At 69.8% G+C, this 23478-nt stretch carries 20 protein-coding genes; 15 read left to right on the top strand and 5 right to left on the bottom strand.

The window, feature by feature from the left end:
- Positions 1-2 precede the first annotated feature (2 nt).
- The 7 genes from parE (at position 3) to leuA (ending at position 9816) form a co-directional block, all read left to right on the top strand.
- Entirely contained in the window at positions 3-1883 is a 1881-nt protein-coding gene (gene parE, locus QWY80_RS02030) for a DNA topoisomerase IV subunit B (RefSeq protein ID WP_290229005.1), read from the top strand.
- A 128-nt stretch (positions 1884-2011) separates the two neighbouring features.
- Positions 2012-4264: a DNA topoisomerase IV subunit A gene (parC, locus tag QWY80_RS02025; protein WP_290229004.1), complete on the top strand. Its 2253-nt coding sequence runs from the start codon at positions 2012-2014 to the stop codon at positions 4262-4264.
- Complete coding sequence (gene serB, locus QWY80_RS02020) at positions 4261-5481, top strand: phosphoserine phosphatase SerB (RefSeq protein WP_290229003.1); 1221 nt, start codon at positions 4261-4263, stop codon at positions 5479-5481. Before parC ends, serB begins: the two co-directional genes overlap by 4 nt.
- 4 nt (positions 5482-5485) lie before the next feature.
- On the top strand, positions 5486-6313 hold the full coding sequence (locus QWY80_RS02015) for an ion transporter (protein WP_290229002.1): 828 nt from the start codon (positions 5486-5488) through the stop codon (positions 6311-6313).
- A gap of 81 nt (positions 6314-6394) precedes the next feature.
- On the top strand, positions 6395-7438 hold the full coding sequence (locus tag QWY80_RS02010; protein ID WP_290229001.1) for a M4 family metallopeptidase: 1044 nt from the start codon (positions 6395-6397) through the stop codon (positions 7436-7438).
- Positions 7435-7761 (top strand): protealysin inhibitor emfourin, encoded by a 327-nt coding sequence (locus QWY80_RS02005; protein WP_290229000.1) that lies wholly within the window; start codon positions 7435-7437, stop codon positions 7759-7761. Before QWY80_RS02010 ends, QWY80_RS02005 begins: the two co-directional genes overlap by 4 nt.
- A gap of 348 nt (positions 7762-8109) precedes the next feature.
- Positions 8110-9816, top strand: coding sequence for a 2-isopropylmalate synthase (gene leuA / locus QWY80_RS02000; protein WP_290228999.1), 1707 nt, complete (start codon positions 8110-8112; stop codon positions 9814-9816).
- 102 nt (positions 9817-9918) lie between these two features.
- On the opposite strand, the gene epmB is transcribed toward leuA, so the two are convergent.
- Positions 9919-10953 (bottom strand): EF-P beta-lysylation protein EpmB, encoded by a 1035-nt coding sequence (gene epmB / locus QWY80_RS01995; protein ID WP_290228998.1) that lies wholly within the window; start codon positions 10951-10953, stop codon positions 9919-9921.
- Positions 10954-11057: 104 nt separating this feature from the next.
- Between epmB and efp the strand changes: the two genes are divergently transcribed.
- Positions 11058-11624, top strand: a complete 567-nt coding sequence (efp, locus tag QWY80_RS01990) for an elongation factor P (RefSeq protein ID WP_290228997.1) — start codon at positions 11058-11060, stop codon at positions 11622-11624.
- A gap of 191 nt (positions 11625-11815) precedes the next feature.
- Positions 11816-12790 carry an EF-P lysine aminoacylase EpmA gene (gene epmA, locus QWY80_RS01985; RefSeq protein ID WP_290228996.1) on the top strand — a complete coding sequence of 325 codons (975 nt, stop codon included), beginning with the start codon at positions 11816-11818 and terminating at the stop codon, positions 12788-12790.
- Here the strand turns inward: epmA and asd are convergent.
- From asd to rsgA, 3 genes are read right to left on the bottom strand one after another with little or no spacing between them, the layout of a single operon-like run.
- Entirely contained in the window at positions 12787-13620 is an 834-nt protein-coding gene (gene asd / locus QWY80_RS01980) for an archaetidylserine decarboxylase (RefSeq protein ID WP_290228995.1), read from the bottom strand. The genes epmA and asd overlap by 4 nt on opposite strands.
- Before the next feature lie 37 nt (positions 13621-13657).
- Complete coding sequence (locus tag QWY80_RS01975; RefSeq protein ID WP_290228994.1) at positions 13658-14488, bottom strand: sulfurtransferase; 831 nt, start codon at positions 14486-14488, stop codon at positions 13658-13660.
- A gap of 27 nt (positions 14489-14515) precedes the next feature.
- Positions 14516-15550 (bottom strand): small ribosomal subunit biogenesis GTPase RsgA, encoded by a 1035-nt coding sequence (gene rsgA, locus QWY80_RS01970; protein WP_290228993.1) that lies wholly within the window; start codon positions 15548-15550, stop codon positions 14516-14518.
- Positions 15551-15645: 95 nt separating this feature from the next.
- On the opposite strand from rsgA, the gene orn reads away from it, so the two are divergent.
- On the top strand, positions 15646-16239 hold the full coding sequence (gene orn / locus QWY80_RS01965) for an oligoribonuclease (protein ID WP_290228992.1): 594 nt from the start codon (positions 15646-15648) through the stop codon (positions 16237-16239).
- 3 nt (positions 16240-16242) lie between these two features.
- Here orn and queG read toward each other — a convergent pair whose 3' ends face one another.
- A complete protein-coding gene (gene queG, locus QWY80_RS01960; protein WP_290228991.1) occupies positions 16243-17346 on the bottom strand; it encodes a tRNA epoxyqueuosine(34) reductase QueG in 1104 nt (367 codons plus the stop codon).
- Positions 17347-17445: 99 nt separating this feature from the next.
- Here queG and QWY80_RS01955 point away from each other — a divergent pair, with 99 nt between their 5' ends.
- From QWY80_RS01955 to QWY80_RS01935, 5 genes are all read left to right on the top strand, one after another.
- The gene (locus tag QWY80_RS01955) at positions 17446-18969 is read left to right on the top strand and encodes an NAD(P)H-hydrate dehydratase (RefSeq protein ID WP_290228990.1); all 1524 of its coding nucleotides are present in this window, start codon (positions 17446-17448) and stop codon (positions 18967-18969) included.
- Positions 18950-19468: a tRNA (adenosine(37)-N6)-threonylcarbamoyltransferase complex ATPase subunit type 1 TsaE gene (gene tsaE / locus QWY80_RS01950; protein ID WP_290228989.1), complete on the top strand. Its 519-nt coding sequence runs from the start codon at positions 18950-18952 to the stop codon at positions 19466-19468. The genes QWY80_RS01955 and tsaE overlap by 20 nt, the downstream gene beginning before the upstream one ends.
- On the top strand, positions 19465-20904 hold the full coding sequence (locus tag QWY80_RS01945) for an N-acetylmuramoyl-L-alanine amidase (RefSeq protein WP_290228988.1): 1440 nt from the start codon (positions 19465-19467) through the stop codon (positions 20902-20904). The genes tsaE and QWY80_RS01945 overlap by 4 nt, the downstream gene beginning before the upstream one ends.
- 102 nt (positions 20905-21006) lie before the next feature.
- Positions 21007-22944 (top strand): DNA mismatch repair endonuclease MutL, encoded by a 1938-nt coding sequence (gene mutL, locus QWY80_RS01940; protein ID WP_290228987.1) that lies wholly within the window; start codon positions 21007-21009, stop codon positions 22942-22944.
- A 172-nt stretch (positions 22945-23116) separates the two neighbouring features.
- Positions 23117-23478 (top strand): tRNA (adenosine(37)-N6)-dimethylallyltransferase (locus QWY80_RS01935; protein WP_290228986.1); only part of this gene is annotated, 362 nt, incomplete at its 3' end.

Raw genomic sequence — 23478 nt, 5'->3', positions numbered from 1 at the left:
CAATGACGCAATACAGTGCCAGCTCGATCGAGGTGCTCTCCGGCCTGGAGCCGGTGCGCAAGCGCCCGGGCATGTACACCGACACCAGCCGCCCCAACCACCTGATCCAGGAGGTGGTCGACAACAGCGTCGACGAGGCGCTGGCCGGCCACGCCAGCCGGATCAGCGTGCGCCTCTTCGAGGACGGCGGCATCGAGGTGACCGACGACGGCCGCGGCATGCCCATCGACATCCATCCCGAGCACGGCGTCTCCGGGGTGGAGCTGATCCTCACCCGGCTGCACGCCGGCGGCAAGTTCTCCAATGCCAGCTACCAATTCTCCGGCGGCCTGCACGGCGTCGGCGTCTCGGTGGTCAATGCGCTGTCCAAGCGCCTGGAGGTGGAGGTGCTGCGCGACGGCGGCCGCCACGCCATCGCCTTCGAGCACGGCGAGCCGGTCTCCAAGCTCGCCGAGATCGGCAGCGTGGGGCGGCGCAACACCGGCACCATTTTGCGCTTCTGGCCCGAGGCGGGCTACTTCGACAGCCCGCGGCTGTCGCTGCCGCGGCTCAAGCACCTGCTGCGCGCCAAGGCGGTGCTCTGCCCGGGGCTGAAGGTGACCCTGGTAGAGCCCGACGGCGCCGAGAGCGAGTGGCAGTACGAGGACGGCCTGCGCGACTACCTGGCCCAGGCCACCGACGGCTATGAGGTGCTGCCCCAGTCGCCCTTCGTCGGTCACTTCGCCGACGAGGAGCAGGGGGTGGACTGGGCCATCCAGTGGCTGCCCGAGGGCGGCGAGCCGCTGATGGAGAGCTACGTCAACCTAATCCCCACGCCCCAGGGCGGCACCCACGTCAATGGCCTGCGCGCCGGCCTGCTCGAGGCGCTGCGCGAGTTCTGCGAGTACCGCAGCCTGCTGCCGCGGGGCGTCAAGCTCAGCGCCGAGGACCTCTGGGAGCGGGTCTCCTACGTGTTCTCGGTGAAGATGCTCGACCCGCAGTTCGCCGGCCAGACCAAGGAGCGGCTGTCGTCGCGCACCGTGGCGGGCTTCGTCTCGGGGGTGGTCAAGGACGCCTTCTCGCTGTGGCTCAACCACCACGTCGACCAGGCCGAGGCCCTGGCCGAACTGGTGATCAGTGCCGCCCAGCGCCGCCAGAAGAGTGCCAAGAAGGTGGCGCGCAAGAAGGTCACCTCCGGCCCGGCGCTGCCCGGCAAGCTGGCCGACTGCTCGGGCCAGGACCCGGCCGCCAGCGAGCTCTTCCTGGTGGAGGGCGACTCCGCCGGCGGCAGCGCCAAACAGGCGCGCAACCGCGAGGCCCAGGCGATCCTGCCGCTGCGCGGCAAGATCCTCAACACCTGGGAGGTCGACGCCCACGACATCTACGGCTCCCAGGAGGTCCACGACATCGCCGTGGCCATCGGCATGGACCCGGGCAGCGACGACCTCTCCAAGCTGCGCTACCACAAGATCTGCATCCTCGCCGACGCCGACTCCGACGGCCTGCACATCGCCACCCTGCTGTGCGCGCTCTTCGTGCGCCACTTCCCGGCGCTGGTGGATGCCGGCCACGTCTTCGTGGCCATGCCGCCGCTCTACCGCATCGACCTGGGCAAGGAGGTCTTCTACGCCCTGGACGAGAGCGAGAAGGCGGCCATCCTGCGCAAGCTCGAGGGCAAGCGCGGCACGCCCAACGTCCAGCGCTTCAAGGGCCTGGGCGAGATGAGTCCGCTGCAGTTGCGCGAGACCACCATGGCGCCGGAGACCCGCCGCCTGGTGCAGCTGACCCGCGAGGCCGGCGACGGCACCATGGAGATGATGGACATGCTGCTGGCCAAGAAGCGTTCCGCCGACCGCAAGAGCTGGCTGGAGGACTACGGTAACCTGGCGGATATCGAAGTTTAGAAGGAAGAGATAAGAAGGAAGAGGGGAGACAGGATGGATGATTTTCTTCCCTCTTCCAGGCGCGAAGCGCCGTTCTTCCCTCTTCTAACTATGTTTTTTTCCATGACGACCAATAGGGCCCCGAACCCATGACCATGGATATCCAGGTGGCGGAGGGCGACGTCGAACGCCTCTCGCTGCGCGAATACACCGAGAAGGCGTACCTTGACTACTCGATGTACGTCATCCTCGACCGCGCGCTGCCGCATATCGGCGATGGCATGAAGCCGGTGCAGCGACGCATCGTCTACGCCATGCGCGAGCTGGCGCTGGGAGCCAACGCCAAGTACAAGAAGTCGGCGCGTACCGTCGGCGACGTGCTCGGCAAGTTCCATCCCCACGGCGACAGCGCCTGCTACGAGGCCATGGTGCTGATGGCCCAGCCGTTCAGCTACCGCTACCCGCTGGTGGACGGCCAGGGCAACTGGGGCAGTCCCGACGATCCCAAGTCCTTCGCGGCCATGCGCTACACCGAGGCACGGCTGTCGAAGTTCGCCGAGGTGCTCCTCTCGGAACTCGGCCAGGGCACCGTGGACTGGACCCCCAACTTCGACGGCACCATGAACGAGCCGGTGGTGCTGCCGGCGCGACTGCCCCATGTGCTGCTCAACGGCGGTACCGGCATCGCCGTGGGCATGGCCACCGACATCCCGCCGCACAACGTGAACGAGGTGGTCGAGGCGACCTGTCACCTGCTGCGTCGGCCCGAGGCCACCACCGCGGACCTGGTGAAGCACCTGCCGGCCCCGGATTTCCCCACCGAGGCGGAGATCATCAGCCCGCGGGCCGACCTGCGCAAGGTCTACGAGAGCGGCCGCGGCTCGGTGAAGCTGCGCGCCCGCTACGTGCGCGAGGAGGGCAACGTGGTGATCACCGCGCTGCCCTACCAGGTCAGCGGCGCCAAGGTGCTCGAGCAGATCGCCGCCCAGATGCAGGCCAAGAAGCTGCCCATGGTGGCCGACCTGCGCGACGAGTCGACCCACGAGGAACCCACCCGCCTGGTGATCGAGCCGCGCTCCAACCGCGTCGACATCGAGGCGCTGATGGCGCACCTCTTCGCCACCACCGACCTTGAGAAGAACATCCGCATCAACATGAACGTGATCGGCCTCGACGGCCGGCCGCGGGTCATGCCGCTGCCCGAGCTGCTCGGCGAGTGGCTGCGCTTCCGTCGCTCCACGGTGCGCCGGCGCCTGGAGCACCGCCTGGGCAAGGTGGAGGATCGCCTGCACCTCCTCGAGGGCCTGCTGATCGCCTACCTCAACATCGACGAGGTGATCCGCATCATCCGCGAGGAGGACGAGCCCAAGCCGGCGCTGATGGAGGCCTTCGGGCTCAGCGAGCGCCAGGCCGAGGCGATCCTCGAGCTACGCCTGCGCCACCTCGCCAAGCTCGAGGAGATGAAGATTCGCGGCGAGCAGGCCGACCTGGAGGAGGAACGCAAGCGGCTCCAGGAGCTGCTGGGCAATGAGGCCAAGCTCACCGACCTGATCGAGGAGGAGTTGCGCACCGCCGCCGAGGAGCATGGCGACGCTCGCCGCGCGCCCATCGTCGAGCGCGAGGAGGCCCGCGCTCTCTCCGAGGTGGAGCTGGTGGGCGCCGACCCCGTCACCGTGGTGCTCTCCGAGAAGGGCTGGATCCGCAGCGCCAAGGGCCACGAGATCGATCCCGCCGGTCTCTCCTACAAGGCTGGCGACCGCTTCGCCCTGGCCGCCCGGGGCAAGACCAACCAGCCGCTGGTACTGCTCGACGACACCGGCCGTGCCTATACCCTGACCGCCCACAACCTGCCCAGCGCCCGCGGCCAGGGCGAGCCGGTCACCAGCCGGGTCAATGTGGTGGCCGGGGCGCACATGGCCGGGGTCATGCTGGCGCCGCCCGATACCCGCTTCCTGCTCGCCTCCGACGGCGGCTACGGCTTCGTGGCGCGTCTCGAGGAGCTGGTGGGCAAGAACAAGTCGGGCAAGGCGGTGCTGAGCCTGCCCAAGGGCTGCAATGTGCTGCCGCCGTTGGCCGTGCCCGAGGAGGTGGGGGCCAGCGTCGCCGCGGTCTCCAACGAGGGCCGCCTGCTGGTCTTCCCGCTCGAGCAGCTGCCGGAGATGGCCAAGGGCAAGGGCAACAAGATGATCGACATCCCCGGCGCCCGGGCGGCGCGGCGCGAGGAGTTCGTGCGCGACCTGGTGGTGCTGCCCGCCGATGCCTCCCTGGTGGTCCATGCCGGCAAGCGACACCTGACCCTCAAGGCCGACGATTTGGCGTATTATCGCGGCGAGCGCGGCCGGCGCGGCAGCAAGCTGCCCCGCGGCCTGCAGAAGGTAGACCGGCTGGAGGCAACCGAATGACACGACGAGTCCTGATCCGCGCCACCGGCGCCGCGCGCCCCGGCCAGCTGGCCGGCCTGGGCAAGGCTCTGGCCACCAGCGGCGCCCGGCTGCTGGACATCAACCAGAGCGTCACCTTCGGCATGCTCTCCCTGGAGGCCCTGGTCGGCCTCGACCACGAGGCCGACCTGGAAGGCGCACTCGCCGCCGCCGGCGATGCCCTGGGTCTCGAGGTCCAGGCGATCCAGGTCAGCGCCGAGGACTATCAGCGCTGGAGCAGCCAGGCCAGCCAGCCGCGGCTGATCCTGACCCTGCTGGCGCCGCACCTGCCGGCGGGCATCCTGGCGGAAGTCGGCGCGCTGACCGCCGAGCACGGCCTCACCGTGGAGCTGATCCACCGCCTCTCCGGCCGCGAGCCCCTGGACGGCGGCGTGCCCCGCGACCACCAGAGCATCCAGGGCGCCTGCGTGGAGTGCTGGCTGCGCGGCGAGGAGGTCGACCTCGACGCCCTGCGCGAGAAGGCCCTGGCGCTGGGCGCCATGCACGGCGTGGACATCGCCATCCAGGAGGACTCCATCTGGCGCCGGCACCGTCGGTTGGTCTGCTTCGATATGGATTCCACCCTGATCCAGGCCGAGGTGATCGACGAGTTGGCGCGCCGCCACGGCGTCTACGACGAGGTCGCCGCCGTCACCGAGCGGGCTATGCGCGGCGAGCTGGACTTCCAGCAGAGCTTCCGCGAGCGCATGAGCAAGCTCAAGGGACTCGATGAAGCCGTGCTCGCCGAGATCGCCGCGGAACTGCCGCTGATGGACGGCGTCGAGCGGTTGATGAAGCAGCTCAAGCGCCTGGGCTACCGTACCGCCATCCTCTCCGGTGGCTTCACCTACTTCGCCCGCCATCTGCAGCAGCGACTCGGCTTCGACGAGATCCACGCCAACGAGCTGGTGATCGAGGACGGCAAGGTGACCGGCGAGGTGCGCGAACCGATCCTCGATGCCGATCGCAAGGCGCTGCTGCTGCGCGAGATCGCCGAGCGCGAGGGGCTCGCCATGGAGCAGACCATCGCCGTGGGCGACGGCGCCAACGACCTCAAGATGCTCGCCGCCGCCGGGCTCGGCATCGCCTTCCGCGCCAAGCCGCTGGTGCGCGCCCAGGCTCGCCATTCCATCTCGACCCTGGGCCTCGATGCGGTGCTCTACCTGATCGGCTATCGCCAGGTGGACCTGGAGGAGTAGGGCCGTGAGTGCGACCTTCGAGACCTGGCGCGAGCGCTTCGAGCGAATGCGTGCCCACAAGGCCTTCGAGCTGACGGTGATCACCATCATCGTCGTCTCGGCGCTGCTGATCGGCGCCAAGACCTACGAGGAGGAGGTCAGCCCCTTCCAGGAGTGGCTGCTGTGGCTCGACACGGCGGTGACCGTCTTCTTCCTGGTGGAGATCCTGATTCGCATGGCGGCGGAGAAGCGCCTGCGTGACTTCTTCAAGCGCGGCTGGAACGTCTTCGACTTCCTGATCGTCACCGCCAGCCTGATCCCCCTGGACGACTCCGAGATGGTGCTGCTGGCGCGCCTGCTGCGGATCTTCCGGGTGCTGCGCCTGGTATCGATGATCCCCGAGCTGCGCATGCTGATCGCCGCGCTGTTCAAGTCGATCCCGCGCATGGGCTACGTGGCGCTGCTGATGTTCATCATCTTCTACATCTATGGCGCCATCGGCAGCTTCCTGTTCGCCAGCGTCGACGAGCAGCTGTGGGGCAACATCTCGCTGGCCATGCTGACGCTGTTCCAGGTGGCCACCTTCGAGAGCTGGGCCACGGCGGTGCTCTACCCGACCATGGAGCACTACCCCTACGCCTGGATCTACTTCCTCACCTTCATCTTCCTCAACGCCTTCATCTTCCTCAACATGATGATCGGCATCGTGCTCGACGTGATGCAGAAGGAGAGTCTGGCGATCGAGCTGGAGAGCGGGGAAGGCGAGGCCGCCGAGTTGCACGGCCTGCGCGACGACGTGCGCCGGATGCGCGAGCAGCTGGCGCGCATGGAGGCGCTGCTGGAGCGTCGCTAGCGGAACCTTTCCGCTGCCCATCGGGCCACAGGGAAGGTGGCCGTCGCCGTCGCGGCCTGGATAGACACCAGGAGGACAGGGATGATCGAGTCGACTTCGCCCCGGATACGCACCTTTCTGCCGCCCTATCTGCTCGAGCGCATCGCCGGCGGGAGCGACCCCCGGCTGCGCGAGTGCGCCCGCCATACCCTGCAGGCCGACCATGGTTTCCGGGCCCGTGCCGGTGCCGCCCGGCTCGCCCCGGACAGCCTCCGGCGCGGCGAGCCGGCCCGCTACATCCATTCCGCCGAGGGCCGGCAGGAACTGCCGGGCCGACGGGTGCGCAGCGAAGGGGAGGGCGATAGCGGCGACCCCGCCGTCGACGAGGCCTATCACGGCCTGGGGGCGACCTACCGGCTGTTCTGGGAGGCGTTCCAGCGCCACTCCCTCGATGACCGCGGCCTGGCGCTGGTGGCCACGGTGCACTATGGCCAGGACTACGAGAACGCCTTCTGGGACGGCAGCCAGATGGTCTTCGGCGACGGTGACGGCGAGCTGTTCAACCGCTTCACCATCGCCCTCGACATCATCGCCCACGAGCTGACCCACGGGGTGATCCAGCACGAGGCGGCGCTTACCTACGCCCACCAGGCCGGTGCGCTCAACGAGTCGTTGTCGGACGTCTTCGGCAGCTTGGTCAAGCAGCATGCCCGGGGGCAGCGTGCCGGCGAGGCCGACTGGCTGATCGGGGCGGGGCTGTTCACCGAGCGGGTCGCCGGGCGCGCCTTGCGCTCCATGGCCGAGCCCGGCACGGCCTACGATGACCCGGTGCTGGGGCGCGACCCCCAGCCGGGACACATGGACGACTTCGTCGAGACGCAGGAGGACAACGGCGGCGTGCACATCAACTCGGGGATCCCCAACCGCGCCTTCCAGCTCGCCGCCACGAGCCTGGGCGGGCCGGCCTGGGAAGGCGTCGGGCGCGTCTGGTACGACACCCTGGTCGATCGGCGCCTGGCGAAGGACAGCGACTTCGGGGCCTTCGCCGAGCTGACACGGGACAACGCCGCCGGTCGCTTCGGGGCTTCGAGCCGGGAGGCCGAGGCGGTGCGCGAGGCCTGGCGCAGCGTCGGGGTGCTGCCGTGACGCGCCCCGCGGCCCCGCCGACCCTGGTTCCGGCCAGCGTGCTCCGGCTCAGCCGCGAGGGCGGCGTGGCGCACTTCCCGGGGCTGGCGCGACCGCGGCGCATTCATTGTGCCCGCTATAGCGAGGCCCAACGCGGTGAGCTGCAACGGCTGCTGGCGACCGCGGCCCGGGCGTGTCCGGTCGAGGCGGGGGCCGATCGGCGCCTGCTGCACCTGAGCCTGGAGGATGACCGGGGCGCGGAGGTGTGGACCCTGACGATCGCCGAGGAGGCGGTGCCGCCGGCGCTGCTCGACTGGTGGCGCCATGCCGAGAGCGAGGGCTGAGCGGCGCCCGGCTTGACAGCGGCACCCCGGGCTGATTTGCTAGACACATGAACACCGAATTTCGTCGCCTCAGCCTGGACCTACGACTACTAGCCGGCCTTTGAACGTGCCGGGCAATGTCGCCGTGCATTGCGCTTTTAAGTCCAGGTCAGTCGAGGTGCCGAAATGTCTTCCTTCCCAATCGTCGTCCGCAGTCGTTGCCGTTCGCGCCGGGCCGTCGCCGGTCGCATGAACCGTTTTGCTGCGTGTATCCGCGCCCCGGTATGCTCGATGCATCCGGGGCGTTGTCGTTTCTGAATGCCGCCCGTCCTTCGAACATAGAGCCGCCAGCCCAGGGAGAACGCCACCATGATGCTCGACAACCCCGCCGCCAAGTACCGCCCCTTCACCGCCGTGGACCTGCCCGATCGCCAGTGGCCGAACCGGCGCATCGAGACGCCGCCCATCTGGTGCGGCGTCGACCTGCGCGACGGCAATCAGGCGCTGATCGACCCCATGGACCAGGAGCGCAAGCAGCGCTTCTTCGACCTGCTGGTGAAGATCGGCTTCAAGCAGATCGAGGTGGGCTTCCCCTCCGCCTCCCAGACCGACTTCGATTTCGTGCGCTCGCTGATCGAGAACGACAAGGTGCCGGACGACGTCACTATCCAGGTACTGACCCAGGCGCGGCCGGCCCTGATCGAGCGAACCTTCGAGGCGCTCCAGGGCGCGAAGAACGCCATCGTCCACGTCTACAACGCCACCGATCCGGTGTTCCGCCGCGTGGTGTTCGGCGTCAGCCGGGAGGAGTGCATCCGCATCGCCGTGGATGCCACCACCCAGATCAAGGAGCTGATGACCGCCGCGCCCGAGACCCATTGGACCTTCCAGTACTCACCGGAACTGTTCAGCACCACCGAGCTGGACTTCGCCAAGGAGATCGTCGAGGCGGTGATGGATGCCTATGGGCCCACCGCCGAGAAGCCGATGATCGTCAACCTGCCGGCCACCGTGGAGGCGGCCACGCCCAACGTCTACGCCGACCAGATCGAGTGGTTCTGCCGCAACGTCAAGCACCGCGACCACCTGATCGTCAGCCTGCACCCGCACAACGACCGCGGCAGCGGGGTGGCCGCCGCCGAGCTGGCGCTCATGGCCGGTGCCGACCGCGTCGAGGGCTGTCTGTTCGGCAACGGCGAGCGCACCGGTAACGTGGACATCGTCACCCTGGCCATGAACCTCTACACCCAGGGTGTGCATCCGGGGCTCGACTTTTCCAACATCACCCCGGTCATGCGCGAGGTGGAGTACTGCAACCAGCTGCCGGTGCACCCGCGCCACCCCTACGTGGGCGACCTGGTGTTCACCGCCTTCTCCGGCTCCCACCAGGATGCCATCAAGAAGGGCATGGCCGAGCGTCGCGCCAACCCCGATGCCGTCTGGGAGGTCCCCTATCTGCCTATCGACCCGCTGGACGTGGGCCGCAGCTACGAGGCGGTGATCCGCGTCAACAGCCAGTCGGGCAAGGGTGGCGTCTCCTACCTGCTGGAGCAGGAGCACGGCATCGAGCTGCCGCGCCGCCTCTCCATCGAGTTCAGCCAGGTGGTGCAGGAGGTGGCCGATCGCACCGGGCGCGAGATCACCTCGCAGATGATCTACCAGGCCTTCGCCGACGAGTACCTGGCGCAGACCTCGCCCTATGCGCTGGTCAGCCACCGGCTCTCCTCCGAGCCGGACAGCCCGCGGGTCAGCCTGGAGGCGACCATCGAGGAGCACGGCGAGCGCCGCACCTTGACCGGCGAGGGCAACGGCCCGCTGGCGGCCTTCATCAAGGCGCTGGCGGCCGCCGGCCACGACGTGGAGATCATCGACTACCACGAGCACTCCCGCGGCCAGGGCTCCGACGCCGAGGCGATCGCCTACGTGGAGGTGCGCATCGACGGTGAGGCGGTGTTCGGCGTGGGCGCCGACGAGAGCATCACCAGCGCCTCCATGAAGGGAGTGATGAGCGCCATCAATCGCAAGATCTCCACCCAGGCGCCGGCGGCCAACGTCACGGCCGCTACGTTAGCTTGAAGCTGGAAGCCTGAAGCTTGAAGAAAGAACAACCTCATCGGGCCGTCCCAATGGGGTTGCTTCTGTCTGGCCCACTACCACGCTGGTCTTCCAGCTTCCAGCTCAAAGCGGCGTCTTGCTGCCCTCGCCGGGGATCTCCCTGACCAGCCTCGGCACCAGGAAGCCCGGCAGCACCTCCCTGAGGCCCGCGACCAGCTCGCGGGCCTCGTCGTCGGGGACGTCAAAATGGGCCGCGCCGGCCACCGGGTCGAGCACGTGGAGGTAGTAGGGCAGCACGCCGGCCTCGAAGAGTCGCTCGGAGAGGTCGGCCAGGGCGTCGACCGAGTCGTTGACGCCGCGCAGCACCACGCCCTGGTTGAGCAGGGTCACCCCGGCGTCGCGCAGGCGGGCGCAGGCCTCGATCACCGCGGCGTCGATCTCCTGGGCGTGGTTGATATGCAGCACCACCACCTTCTGCAGCCGGGTGGCGCCGAGCCAGCCGAGCAGGGCGTCGTCGATGCGGTCGGGAATCACCACCGGCAGGCGGGTGTGAATCCTCAGCCGCTTCAGGTGGGGGATGGTGTCGAGGCGCTCCACCAGCCAGGCCAGTTGGCGGTCGCTGGCGGCCAGCGGGTCGCCGCCGGAGAGGATCGCCTCACGGATGCTCGGGTCGCGGCGCAGGTGATCCAGGGTCTCGTCCCACTGGGCCCGCGAGGGGGCGTTCTCGGCGTAGGGGAAGTGGCGACGGAAGCAGTAGCGGCAGTTCACCGCGCAGCTGGGGCTGGCGATCAGCAGCACCCGGCCGGCGTACTTGTGGATCAGGCCGCGGGCCGGGGTGTGGTCCGCCTCGGCCAGCGGGTCGGCCACGTAGCCCGGCGCGGGCCGGGCCTCCTCGCCCAGGGGCAGCACCTGGCGCAGCAGCGGGTCTTGCGGGTCGCCGGGGCGCATGCGGGCCAGGAGGGCCTCGGGCACGCGCACCTCGAAGAGGCGGTGGCCCGCCTCGGCGCCGGGCAGCCAGCTCTCCGCCAGCCCGAGGCGCCGGCAGAGTTCGCGGGGGTCGCGCACCGCGCCGGCCAGCTGAGACTGCCAGGAGGCCTGGAGCTCGAGCGGTTCGGCGTCGTGGTGACGCTGCAAAGGGGCGGGGCTTCGGGTTATCATGCGGCACACCAGTCAATACGGGCGAGGGGCATCCCTCGTCGAAGTCTTTCCCAGCGCGCCGCCGGGGCCTCCGGGGGCGCGCTCGAATATATGGGTGAGTGAAGATGGCGAGCTATTCTACCAACGAATTCAAGGGCGGTCTGAAGGTGATGCTGGACGGCGATCCCTGCACGATCGTCGAGAACGAGTTCGTGAAGCCGGGCAAGGGCCAGGCGTTCAACCGCGTCAAGCTGCGCAACCTGATGACCGGCCGGGTCTGGGAGCGTACCTTCAAGTCCGGCGAGAGCCTGGAGGGCGCCGACGTCCTGGACCTGGACATGGAGTATCTCTATAACGACGGCGAGATGTGGTACTTCATGAAGACCGACGGCTCCTTCGAGCAGTATCCGGTGGAGAAGAAGGCCCTGGGCGATACCGAGAAGTGGCTCAAGGAGCAGGTGGTCTACACCGTGACCCTGTGGAACGATAACGCCATCAGCGTGACACCGCCCAACTTCATCGAGCTCGAGGTCACCGAGACCGACCCCGGCCTCAAGGGCGACACCGCCCAGGGCGGCTCCAAGCCGGCGACCCTCTCCTCCGGCGCCGTGGTGCGCGTGCCGCTGTTCATCAACGAGGGCGAGGTGCTGAAGGTCGATACGCGTACCGGCGAGTATGTCTCCCGCGCCTGAGGCGAGGGCCTTCCTGCGCTCGCTCAGACGGCGTTGAATCCTGGATCGGCTTGCTCATTTAGCGCTGCTAAACTCCGCCGCCTCACCAGGATTCGCCTTGTCTGAGCATCGCTCGGAGAGGCCGCGAGCCCGGCAGTATTTGTTCGTTGGCCACGCCTCGGCGTGGCCTTCGTCGTTCTGGAGGATATGTCATGGCAACTGATTGGCGGCCCACCGCGTCGATCGAGACCCTGCGCGAGCGGGCGCGGCGGCTCGCCGAGGTGCGTGCCTTCTTCGCCGCCCGCGGGGTGCTGGAGGTGGAGACGCCGGTGCTGGGCCACGGCGGCAGCACCGACGTACACCTGGCCTCGCTGTCGACCCGGGCGACCACGCCCGCCGGCCGCGAGCGGCTGTGGTTGCAGACCTCGCCGGAGTTCCACATGAAGCGGCTGCTGGCCGCCGGCAGCGGGCCGATCTTCCAGCTGGCGCGCAGCTTTCGCGATGGCGAGGTGGGGCGGCGCCACAACCTCGAGTTCACCCTGCTGGAGTGGTACCGCCCCGGCTTTTCCCTGGATGAGCTGATCGGGGAGACCGTGGCGCTGGTGGAGGCCGTGCTGGGATGCGACCCGGGACCGCCGCGTCGCCGGCGCTACCGCGAGCTGTTCCGCGAACGGCTGGGCCTCGACCCCTTCACCGTCGGGTTGCCCGAGCTGAAGCGCCTGGCCGGCGAGCGGGGCGGACTCGACATGGGCGAGGCCGGCCGCGACGACTGCCTGGACCTGCTGATGAGCCTCGAGATCGAGCCCCACCTGGGGCGTGACGGCCTCGACGTGGTGGTCGACTACCCGGCCAGCCAGGCGGCCCTGGCGCGGCGCCATCGCGACCCGGAGGACGGTGCGTGGGTGGCCTCGCGCTTCGAGTTCTATCTCGAGGGGCTGGAGCTGGCCAACGGCTACGACGAGCTCACCGACGCCAAGGAGCAGGCGGCGCGCTTCGCCGCGGATAACGCCGCCCGCCGTGCCGTGGGCCTGACCGAGGTGGATGTCGACGAGCGCCTGCTGGCGGCGCTGGCCCACGGCATGCCCGCCGGCAGCGGGGTGGCGCTGGGCCTCGACCGATTGATTCAGCTCGCCCTGGGCAAGGCGAGCGTGGCGGAGGTCATGGCCTTCGCCACGCCGCGCTGTTAGAAACGCCCCAGCGACTGCCCCATCCACACCTTGCCGCCGGGGACGAGGCCGTCGGCGAAGGCGGGGGGCTCGGCGAAGGCCATCACCACCGTGGAGCCGAGCTTGAAGCGGCCCATCTCCTCGCCCTTCTCGAGCCTGACCGGGGTATCGAAGCGCACCCGCTGGACCTCGCCGGCGAGCGGCGTGACCTGGCCGGCCCACACCGTCTCGATGGCGGCGACGATCATCGCCCCCACCAGCACCACCGCCATGGGGCCATGCTCGGTGTCGAAGTGGCACACCAGCCGTTCGTTGCGGGCGAACAGGTGGGGGACGTGCCGGGTGGTGGCGGCGTTCACCGAGAACAGCCGGCCGGGCACGTAGACCATCTCGGTGAGGGTGCCGGCGACTGGCATATGTACCCGATGATAGTCCCGCGGCGAGAGGTAGACGGTGGCGAAGCCGCCGCCCAGGTAGCGCTCGGCGGCCGCGGTGTCGCCGCCGAGCAGCGCCTCGGCCGAGAAGCGATGGCCCTTGGCCTGCAGGAGCTGCCCGGCCTGGATGGGGCCGAACTGCGAGAGGGTGCCGTCGGCGGGACTCACGATGCCCTCGCCGATGGGGCGGGCGCCCTCCTTCAGGGCACGGGTGAAGAAGTCGTTGAAGCTGGCGTAGGCCGTCGGGTCGGGCTCGACGGCCTCGCCCATGTCGACCCTGAAGCGGCGGATGAAGGCCTTGATCAGGGCGTCCTTCAGCCAGGGCAGGCGGCAGTCGGCGAGCCCGCCCACCAGCCGCGACAGCAGGTGGTGGGGAATCGGGTACTGGATCAGGGAAAACAGCTTGGCGGGGGTCACGAAGGAGTCGTTCCTCAAAGGGGGGCGTGGAATAGGCTTACTTTTCGATCGGCGTATCGTCGCGGTTGCCCCACTCCCTCCAGGAGCCGGCATAGCCGCGGATCTTCTCGAAGCCCAGCGCCTTGCCCACCAGCCAGGTGAAGCCGCTGCGGTGGTGGCTCTGGCAGTAGGTCGCCACCTCCATGTCGGGGGTCAGGCCCAGCGCCTCCAGCTCGGTGATCAGCTCGGCGTAGTCGCGGATGCGCAGGCCGCGCTCGCGGTCCATGGCCTGGGTCCATTCCAGGTTCACCGCACCGGGGATATGGCCCAGGCGCTGGTTCTGGCCCTTCTCGCCGCGATATTCCGCCGGCGAGCGGGCGTCCCATACCGCGAAGCCCTTCTCGCCCAGCCGTTCCTGGAGTTCCAGGCGGTCGATGAGCGCCTCGGGGTGCAGGAGCTCCGCCTCGTACTCGCTGGGGGAGGGCGTGTGGGGATCGGTGGAGACCGGCTGGTCGGCCTCGCGCCAGGCGTGAATGCCGCCATTGAGGTAGGAGTAGCGGCCATGTCCCATCAGCTCCAGGGTCCACAGCAGGCGCCCGGCCCAGCCGCCGCCCTCGTCGTCGTAGGCCACCACATGGGTGTCGCGGGTCAGGCCGAGCTCGCTGAACAGCGCGGAGAGCTGCTCCGGGGTCGGCTCCCGGCAGGGCACCTCGCCCGCGCCGCGCATCAGCCGGCGGTGGTCGAGGAAGACCGCGCCGGGCACGTGGCCCTGGTCGTAGCTCTCCGCCTTGAGCGGCACGTCGATGATCAGCAGCGTCGGCTCGTCGAGATGCTCGGCGAGGGTCTCGGGCTCGACGATCAGTGGGAGCAGGTTGGCTTCGGAACTCATGACGCTCTCCTTCGAATGATGGTCCTGTCAGCTCTCTTCCAGAGAGTCGACGATGCGCCGGTAGCTGGCAAACCGCTCGGGATGAATCTCTCCACGTTCCACCGCCTGGAGCAGGGCGCAGCCCGGCTCCTGGCGGTGGCGGCAGTCGCGGAAGCGGCAGCGCCCCAGGAAATCGCGGAACTCGATGAAGCCCTCGGCGACCTGCCGCTCGTCCAGGTGGCCAAGCCCGAACTCGCGGATGCCGGGGGAGTCGATCAGTTCGGCGCCTTCCGCCCCGGGGAGGCGGTAGAGCCGCGCCGTGGTGGTGGTGTGGGTGCCCTTCCGCGAGTCATGAGACAGCGCCCCGATGCGAAGTTCCTCGTCGGGCAGCAGGCGGTCGATCAGCGACGACTTGCCTACGCCGCTCTGGCCGACGAACACCGAGGTGCGCCCGGCCAGGCGGGCGTACAGGGCGTCCAGGCCATCCGCCCGGGCGGTGGTGGTGGCCACCACCGGGTAGCCCAGGGCGGCGTAGCGCTCCAGAAGGGCCGTCAACTCGTCGCCGCCCCCGGGCAGCAGGTCGATCTTGTTGAGCACCAGCACCGGAGCGATGCCGGTGGCCTCGGCGGCCACCAGGTAGCGATCGATCAGGTTGGCGTGGGGCGCCGGCTCGGCGGCGAAGACGATCAGCAGTTGATCGATGTTGGCCGCCACCGGCTTGAGCTGGCCGCGGGCATCGGGGCGTTCCAGCACGCTGTCGCGCTCGCCGCGGGCTACCACGACCCCGTCCCGTGGGCGGCCATCGGGGGCATGAGCCGCGCGCCAGATCACCCGGTCGCCGGTCACCAGGCCCTCGAGGTTGGCGCGCAGGTGGCAGCGCACCGGCTCATCGCCATCCTCCGGGCGCACGTCCAGGCTGCGGCCGAAGTGGGCGATCACCCGGCCCGGCCGTTCGGGGCCGTACTCGCCGGCGGCGAGCGTCTCGCCGTCGCGGGCCTCCTGCCTAGCGGCGCGGGCGGCCCGCTCGGCCTGGATCTTCTCGATACGCCAGCGCTGCTGGCGGCTCAGCTTGCGTTTGCTCATGGGGGCCCGAAGCTCGCTACAATGGGCGCATTGTACTCATCCATGGCGCCCGCTGTCGCGAGCCGCGTGGCGGCGCCCCGCAAGGAAGGTTTCCCATGGCCCAGACCGACGACAAGCCCGATCCGCGCAAGAACCGCCTGGTATGGATCGACCTGGAGATGACCGGGCTCGATCCCGAGCGCGAGCGGATCATCGAGGTGGCGACCCTGGTCACCGACAACGAACTCAACCTGGTCGCCGAGGGGCCGGTGATCGCCGTGAAGCAGCCCGACAGCCTGCTCGATGGCATGGACGCCTGGTGCACCAGGACCCACGGCGAATCCGGGCTGACGCGACGGGTCAAGGCGAGCCGCATCGACACCGCCGAGGCACAGCGGCAGACGCTCGAGTTCCTCAGGGCCCACGTGGATCCCGGGACCTCGCCGATGTGCGGCAACAGCGTGCATCAGGACCGTCGCTTCCTCGAACGGGAGATGCCCGAACTGCTGGCCTTCTTCCACTACCGTAACCTCGATGTTTCCACCCTCAAGGAGCTGGCCCGGCGCTGGAACCCGGGGGCCCTGGCGGGTTTCCAGAAGCGCAACGTCCACCTGGCCATGGACGACATCAAGGAATCCGTCGCCGAACTGGCCCATTACCGCAACACCTTCCTGCGCCTGCCGGGGCCGGAGGGGGACGAGGAGGAGTAGGCGCTAGGCGCTAGCGATCAGCTGTCGCTTCTTCTCCCGCTGCCGGGCCAGCGCCCAGCGCACGTGCTCGCGCACCAGGTCCGAGGGGTAGGCCAGGCGGGCCAGCAGGGCGGCCTCCACCGCCTCGCTCCAGGGGGCGTTGCCCAGCCCCACGGCGAGGTTGCGCAGCCAGCGCTCGTAGCCTATGCGCCGGATCGGGCTGCCGGCGGTCTTCTCCAGGAATTCCCCCTCGCCCCAGGCGAACAGGCCGAGCAGGCTGGCGCGATCCAGGTCGTGGCGCGGCGTGAAGTCGGGCTCCTGGGTCGCCCGCGTGAAGCGGGTGAAGGGGCAGACCAGCTGGCAGTCGTCGCAGCCGAACACCCGGTTGCCCATGGCCTCGCGATACCGCTCGGGTATCGAGCCGAACAGCTCGATGGTCAGGTAGGAGATGCAGGCCCGGGCGTCCACCACCCTGTCCTCGACGATGGCGCCGGTGGGGCAGGCGCTACGGCAGGCGCTGCAGCTGCCGCAGTGCTCCGACTCGAAGGGGGCGTCCACCGGCAGGGGCAGGTCGGTATAGAGCTCGCCGAGGAAGAACAGCGAGCCGGCCTGCGGATTGAGCAGCATGGCGTTCTTGCCGAACCAGCCGAGCCCCGCCTTGCGGGCCAGCGCCCGTTCCATCACCGGGGCCGAGTCGACGAAGGCGCGGTAGCCGAAGTCGCCCACCTCGCCCTGGATCCACTTGGCCAGCGTCGCCAGGCGCTTGCGCATCAGCTTGTGGTAGTCGCGGCCGGTGGCATAGCGGGAGACGTAGGCACGCTCGGGTCGGCCCAGTACCTTGGCGGTCTCCACCTCGGCGGGCAGGTAGTCGAGGCGCACGCTGATCACCCGCAGCGTGCCCGGCACCAGCTCGTCGGGGCGGGTGCGCTTGGTGCCATGCTTGGCCATGAAGCCCATCTCGCCGTGGTAGCCGGCATCGAGCCAGCGCTGCAGGTAGCGCTCGTCCTCGGCCAGGTCGACGTCGGTGATGCCGACCTGCTGGAAGCCGAGTTCGCGCCCCCAGGTCTTGATCCGGCCGGCCAGGGCCTGGAGGTCGGGAGCGTTGTCGCGGACGGACGGGAAGGCCATGATCGCGGAAACACCGTGCAGGCGGCCCAGGCCACTTGGCGTGGGCCGCAGAGACTTTACACTCGCTATGGTAAAGCATCACGACCCGGGAGACAGCGGATGATGTGTCCAGCCGGCCCTTCGAGGCCACTCTACCGCGCCGCGCAGGTGCGTGAGCTCGACCGGCGTACCATCGCCGCGGGCATCGACGGCTTCGCCCTGATGCAGCGCGCCAGCGCGGCGGCCTGGCAGGTGCTGCGCCAGCGCTGGCCGGCGGTGCGTTCGCTCGGCGTACTGTGCGGTGGCGGCAACAACGGCGGCGACGGTCATGTACTGGCGGCATTGGCCGCGGCGGAGGGGCTGGCCGTGCGGCGCATCCTGCTCAAGCCCATCGACGAGCTGAGCGGGGATGCGCGTCGTGCCGCCGACATGGCCACGGCCGCCGGGGTGGCGGCCGAGCCCTGGCGGCCGGACAGGGCGCCGTCCGACGAGCTGCTGGTCGACGCCATGCTCGGCACCGGGCTGAGTGGCGAGGTGCGCGGTGCCTTCCGCGAGGCGATCGCCGCGGTCAACGCCAGTGACCGGCCGGTGCTGGCCCTCGACATTCCCTCGGGGCTGCACGCCGATACCGGCGCCGTCCTGGGCGAGGCGGTGAGGGCCACGCTGACCGTGACCTTTATCGGCGACAAGCTGGGGCTGCATACCGGGGCGGCGGCGGACCGGGTGGGTGAGCTGGTCTTCCGCGCCCTGGGCGTGAACGCCGAGGCCGAGACGGACCTGCCACCCGCCGCGCGCCTGCTGGATATCGCCGCGCTCGCCGACCGGCTGCCGCCGCGCCGGCGGGCCGCCCACAAGGGCGACTGCGGTCACGCCCTGGTCCTCGGCGGGGCGCCGGGCTTCGGCGGGGCGGCGCTGCTCGCCGCCGAGGCGTGCGCGCGGCTGGGGACCGGCAAGATCAGCCTGGCCACGGCACCGGAGCACGTCACCGCCAGCCTGGTGCGGCGTCCCGAGGTGATGGTCCACGGCGTGCGCGGTGCCGCCGACCTCGGCGAACTGCCCGGCCATGCCGACGTGCTGGTGGTGGGGCCGGGCCTGGGGCAGGCGAGCTGGGGGCAGGGCGTGCTGCAGGCGGCCCTCGACGTCGGCCGCCCCCTGGTGGTGGACGCCGATGGCCTCAACCTGCTGGCCGCCCGCTTCCCCGGCCTGCGTCGCGATGACTGGGTCCTCACGCCGCATCCCGGCGAGGCGGCCCGCCTGCTGGGAGTGAGCGCCGCCGAGGTGGAGGCCGACCGGCCCGCGGCGGTGGCCGAGCTGCAGCGGCGTCGGGGTGGGGCGATCATCCTCAAGGGCGCCGGCAGCCTGGTGGCGGGCCCCGGGGGCCTGGCGGTCTGCCCCTACGGCAACCCGGGCATGGCCAGCGGCGGCATGGGCGATGCGCTATCGGGCATGCTGGGGGCGCTGCTGGCCCAGGGCGTGCCCCTCGAGGCCGCCGCCCGTCTCGGCGTGGTGATCCATGCCCGGGCCGCCGATCTCGCCGCCGCCGATGGCGGTGAGCGTGGCCTGCTGGCCGGCGATCTGGCATCCTATGCGCGATTTCTTGTCAACCCGGCGATGGGCGGAGACGATGCGGCTGCGACTCGATGATGAAGCGTGTCAGGTGGCGCTGGGCGAATGCCTGGGGCGTGCCCTGCACGGCCGTGGGCGGGTCTACCTGGAAGGCGAACTCGGCGCCGGCAAGACCACCCTGGCCCGCGGCATCCTGCGCGCCTACGGCCATGGCGGTGCCGTGAAGAGCCCCACCTACACCCTGGTGGAGCCCTACGAGCTGGACGAGGTGCGCCTCCACCACTTCGACCTCTATCGCCTGGGCGATCCCGAGGAGCTGGAGTTCATCGGCGGTCGCGACCTGCTGGGCGACGACGCCCTGTGCCTCATCGAGTGGCCGGAGCACGGCGAGGGTTGGCTGCCGGCCCCCGACCTGCGCGTGCGGCTGTGCCTGGCCGGGGCGGGGCGCGAGGCGTGCCTCGAGGCGTCCAGCGGTCGGGGACGACGGGTGCTGGAGCGCCTGGCCGAGATGCCGGCGGTGGCCGGCTGGCGCCTGGCGGAGGGGAACGCGACGGCGGAGGGCGAGTCCACGCCATGAGGCAACGGCTGATGAGTCGCCTGCTGGCGGCGTTCCTGCTGCTGATCCCCCTCGCCGGCCTGCAGGCCGGCGAGGTGGAGAACCTGCGCCTGTGGGCGGCACCCGACCATGCGCGCCTGGTGTTCGACATGGCCTCACCGGTCGAGGCCGATGTCTTCGGGCTGGACAACCCGCGCCGGCTGGTGATCGATCTCGAGGATACCCGCCTGGCCGCCGACGTCGCCGGCGTCGATCTCTCCGGCAGTGCCATCAGCCGCATCCGCACCGGGGTGCGCGACGGCGACGGCCTGCGCGTGGTGCTGGAACTGGAACGCGAGGTGGCGCCGCGCCACTTCACCCTGGAGCCCAACGACCAGTATGGCCACCGCCTGGTGGTGGACCTGGAGTACCCCGGCGAGAGCGCGGTGGAGGATCCCATCGATCCCATCGAGGCGATGCTCCGCGAGCAGGAGATCGTCGCCAACCGCGCCCGGGCCGAGGCGGGCGGCACCACGGTGGAGCCGGAACCCTCCGTGGCCCTGCAGCAGGCCCAGCCGCACCCCAAGCGTGACATCATCGTCGCCATCGACGCCGGTCACGGTGGCGAGGACCCGGGCGCCATCGGCCCCTCGGGGACCCGCGAGAAGGATGTGGTGATGGAGATCGCCCGGCGCCTGCAGCGCCTGGTCGATGGCACCGAGGGCTTCCGCGCGGTGATGATCCGCGACGGCGACTACTACATCGGCCTGCGCCAGCGCACCCGCATCGCCCGAGAGCAGAAGGCCGACTTCTTCGTCTCCATCCACGCCGATGCCTTCAACAGCCCGCGGCCCAATGGCAGCTCCGTCTATGCGCTCTCCCAGCGCGGCGCCACCTCGGAGACCGCCCAGTGGCTGGCGGCCAGCGAGAACCGCGCCGACCTGATAGGGGGGGTGGACGGTAGCCTGTCGCTCAAGGACAAGGACGAGGTATTGCGCGGCGTGTTACTCGACCTGACCATGACCGCGACCCTCAACGATTCGCTGTCCATTGGCGGCCAGGTGCTCGATCGCCTGGGGGGCGTCAATCGCCTGCACAAGTCGCGGGTCGAACAGGCCGGCTTCGTGGTGCTCAAGTCGCCGGACATCCCCTCGCTGCTGATCGAGACCGGCTTCATCTCCAACCCGGACGAGGAGCGCCGCCTGCTCGACACCTCCCACCAGCAGGGCCTGGCCCGGGCGATCTTCACCGGCATCGAGGAACACTTCCGGCACAACCCGCCGCCGGCGAGCCTGCTGGCCTGGCAGCGTGACAACGACCGCCGCACCGATGGTAACGAGTACCGCATCCAGCCGGGCGATACCCTCTCCGAGATCGCCGCCCGTCACGGCGTGCCGGTGGCCCAGCTCAAGCAGGCCAACGAACTCAATGGCGACGTGATCCGCGTGGGACAGGTGCTGCGGATCCCCCGCTCATAAGCCGGAAGCTGGAAGAGCGGCGCTGCGCGCCTGGAAGCTTGAAGAAGATGGTGAGGGTTGGATTTCGATGACAAGCTGTTCTTCCAGCTTTCGTGGAGTGCTATGACCGAACAACGCCGCATCCGGGTCCTCGACCCGCGACTCGCCAACCAGATCGCCGCCGGCGAGGTGGTGGAACGCCCCGCCTCGGTGGTCAAGGAACTGGTGGAGAACGCCATCGACGCCGGCAGCCGGCGCATCGAGGTAGAGCTCGAGGCCGGCGGTGCCCGGCTGATCCGGGTGCGCGACGACGGCGGCGGCATCGCCGAGGAGGACCTGCCGCTGGCGCTGTCGCGCCACGCCACCAGCAAGATCGCCTCCCTGGAGGAGCTCGAGGGGGTGGCCAGCCTGGGCTTTCGCGGTGAGGCCCTGGCCTCGATCAGCTCGGTGTCGCGTCTGGAGTTGGCCTCCAACGTCGACGACGATCCCACCGCCGGCTGGCGGGTGGTGGTCGAGGGACGCCAGATGGAGCCGCGGGTGTCCCCCGCGCCGCATCCCCGCGGCACCTCGGTGACGGTACGCGACCTCTTCTTCAACACGCCGGCCCGGCGCAAGTTCCTGCGCACCGAGAAGACCGAGTTCGGTCACGTCGAGGAGGCCTTCCGCCGCCAGGCGCTGTCGCGCTTCGACATCGGCTGGGTGCTGCACCACAACCACAAGGCCATCCACCAGCTGCGTCCCGGCAGTGATCCCGCCTCGCGCGAGCGGCGCATCGCCGCGCTGCTCGGGCGTGCCTTCCTGGAGCACGCCCTGCACCTGGATATCGGGGCTTCGGGCCTGCGGTTGTGGGGCTGGGTGGGGCTGCCCACCCACTCCCGGGCCCAGGCCGACCAGCAGTACTTCTTCGTCAACGGTCGGGTGGTACGCGACCGCCTGGTGGCCCACGCCATTCGCCAGGCCTACCGCGACGTGCTCTTCCACGGCCGCCATCCGGTCTTCGTGCTCTACCTGGAGGTGGACCCCGAGGTGGTGGACGTCAACGTCCACCCCACTAAGCACGAGGTGCGCTTCCGCGACGGCCGCATGGTCCACGACTTCCTGTTCTCCAGCCTGCACCGGGCGCTGGGGGAGGCGCGGGCCGGGCAGCCGGCCGGCACCGTGGCCGACGAGGCCGGGGAGGGCGCCCCATCGCCGGAAGCCGAGCCGCCACGGGTGGCGGAGGCCGCCGGGCGCTGGCAGCAGCAGCCCATGTCGCTGCCTGGCCGTGACGACGCCGGTAGCAAGGTGACGCCCGACAGGGTCAGGGCCTTTATGGAGGGCTATCGCAACCTGCACCCGGACCACGAGGAGAGCCTGCTCACCCCCCAGTCGGCGGCGCCGGGTGCCGGTGGCGCGGCCGCCGGGGTGGCCCTGGCCGAGCGTGAGGCGTTCCGCGCCGCGCGGCCGCCGACCCTGCCCGAGGAGGACGATACCCGGGCGCCGCCGCTGGGCTACGCCGTGGCCCAGCTGCACGGCGTCTACATCCTCTCCCAGAGCGAGCGCGGCCTGATCCTGGTGGACATGCACGCCGCCCATGAGCGCATCGTCTATGAGCGCATGAAGGCCCAGGTGCACGGCGGCGCCCTGGAGGCCCAGCCGTTGCTGGTGCCGGTTGCGCTGGCGGCCAGCCCCGCCGAGGTGGCCACCGCCGAGGCGGAACGCGAGGCCTTCTCCCGCTTCGGCGTGGAGCTCGACGTGGCCGGCCCCGAGAGCCTGCTGGTGCGTCAGCTGCCGGCGCTGCTGAGTGATGCCGATGTGGAACCGCTGATCCGCGACATGCTCGCCGACCTGGAACGCTACGGCCGCTCCGACCGCCTCGAGGCCCACGTCAACGAGCTGCTCTCCACCATGGCCTGCCACGGCAGCGTGCGTGCCAACCGCCGCCTGACCCTGGAGGAGATGAACGCCCTGCTGCGCGACATGGAACGCACCGAGCGCAGCGGCCAGTGCAACCACGGCCGGCCCACCTGGACCGAGATGAGCATGAAGGAGCTGGACCGCCTCTTCCTGAGGGGGCAATAGAATAGGTAACACTACCACCTGTGTGGCGAGAAGCGCCGGGGGCAGGCCGAAGAGGAGGTCCTACGCCAGGGATGGCGTCGGTAGCGCCCAGGGATGGGTTCACAGCGCCTCCTCGCAGGCTTGCCGCCGGGCAAGCTTCCCTGCTCCAAGCCAGAGAGAGCCCGAGACCCCGATGCCCGATACGCGCCCTCCCGCCATCCTGCTGATGGGGCCCACCGCCGCCGGCAAGACCGACCTGGCCATCGAGCTCCACGAGCGGCTGGGCGTCGAGCTGATCAGCGTCGACTCGGCCATGGTCTACCGCGGCATGGACATCGGCAGTGCCAAGCCGTCGCCCGAGGAACTGGCCCGCGCCCCGCACCGGCTGATCGACATCCGCGATCCGGCGGAGCCCTATTCGGCGGCGGATTTTCGCGAGGACGCCCTGGTCGAGATGCGACGAATCAGCGCAGCCGGTCGGGTGCCGCTGCTGGTGGGCGGTACCATGATGTACCTCAGGCAACTGCTGTACGGCGTGGCCAACCTGCCCGCCGC

The sequence above is a fragment of the Halomonas ramblicola genome (genome assembly GCF_030409215.1).
GTDB lineage: Bacteria > Pseudomonadota > Gammaproteobacteria > Pseudomonadales > Halomonadaceae > Halomonas > Halomonas ramblicola.
The sequence above is the reverse complement of the archived record's forward strand: the minus strand, read 5'-3'. Positions and strand labels throughout refer to the sequence as shown.

Coding starts and splice junctions, on each gene's coding strand:
- parE (WP_290229005.1), top strand. CDS start 3: ATGACGCAATACAGTGCCAGCTCGATCGAGGTGCTCTCCGGCCTGGAG.
- parC (WP_290229004.1), top strand. CDS start 2,012: ATGACCATGGATATCCAGGTGGCGGAGGGCGACGTCGAACGCCTCTCG.
- serB (WP_290229003.1), top strand. CDS start 4,261: ATGACACGACGAGTCCTGATCCGCGCCACCGGCGCCGCGCGCCCCGGC.
- QWY80_RS02010 (WP_290229001.1), top strand. CDS start 6,395: ATGATCGAGTCGACTTCGCCCCGGATACGCACCTTTCTGCCGCCCTAT.
- leuA (WP_290228999.1), top strand. CDS start 8,110: ATGATGCTCGACAACCCCGCCGCCAAGTACCGCCCCTTCACCGCCGTG.
- epmB (WP_290228998.1), bottom strand. CDS start 10,953: ATGATAACCCGAAGCCCCGCCCCTTTGCAGCGTCACCACGACGCCGAA.
- efp (WP_290228997.1), top strand. CDS start 11,058: ATGGCGAGCTATTCTACCAACGAATTCAAGGGCGGTCTGAAGGTGATG.
- epmA (WP_290228996.1), top strand. CDS start 11,816: ATGGCAACTGATTGGCGGCCCACCGCGTCGATCGAGACCCTGCGCGAG.
- QWY80_RS01975 (WP_290228994.1), bottom strand. CDS start 14,488: ATGAGTTCCGAAGCCAACCTGCTCCCACTGATCGTCGAGCCCGAGACC.
- rsgA (WP_290228993.1), bottom strand. CDS start 15,550: ATGAGCAAACGCAAGCTGAGCCGCCAGCAGCGCTGGCGTATCGAGAAG.
- orn (WP_290228992.1), top strand. CDS start 15,646: ATGGCCCAGACCGACGACAAGCCCGATCCGCGCAAGAACCGCCTGGTA.
- queG (WP_290228991.1), bottom strand. CDS start 17,346: ATGGCCTTCCCGTCCGTCCGCGACAACGCTCCCGACCTCCAGGCCCTG.
- QWY80_RS01955 (WP_290228990.1), top strand. CDS start 17,446: ATGATGTGTCCAGCCGGCCCTTCGAGGCCACTCTACCGCGCCGCGCAG.
- tsaE (WP_290228989.1), top strand. CDS start 18,950: ATGCGGCTGCGACTCGATGATGAAGCGTGTCAGGTGGCGCTGGGCGAA.
- QWY80_RS01945 (WP_290228988.1), top strand. CDS start 19,465: ATGAGGCAACGGCTGATGAGTCGCCTGCTGGCGGCGTTCCTGCTGCTG.
- mutL (WP_290228987.1), top strand. CDS start 21,007: ATGACCGAACAACGCCGCATCCGGGTCCTCGACCCGCGACTCGCCAAC.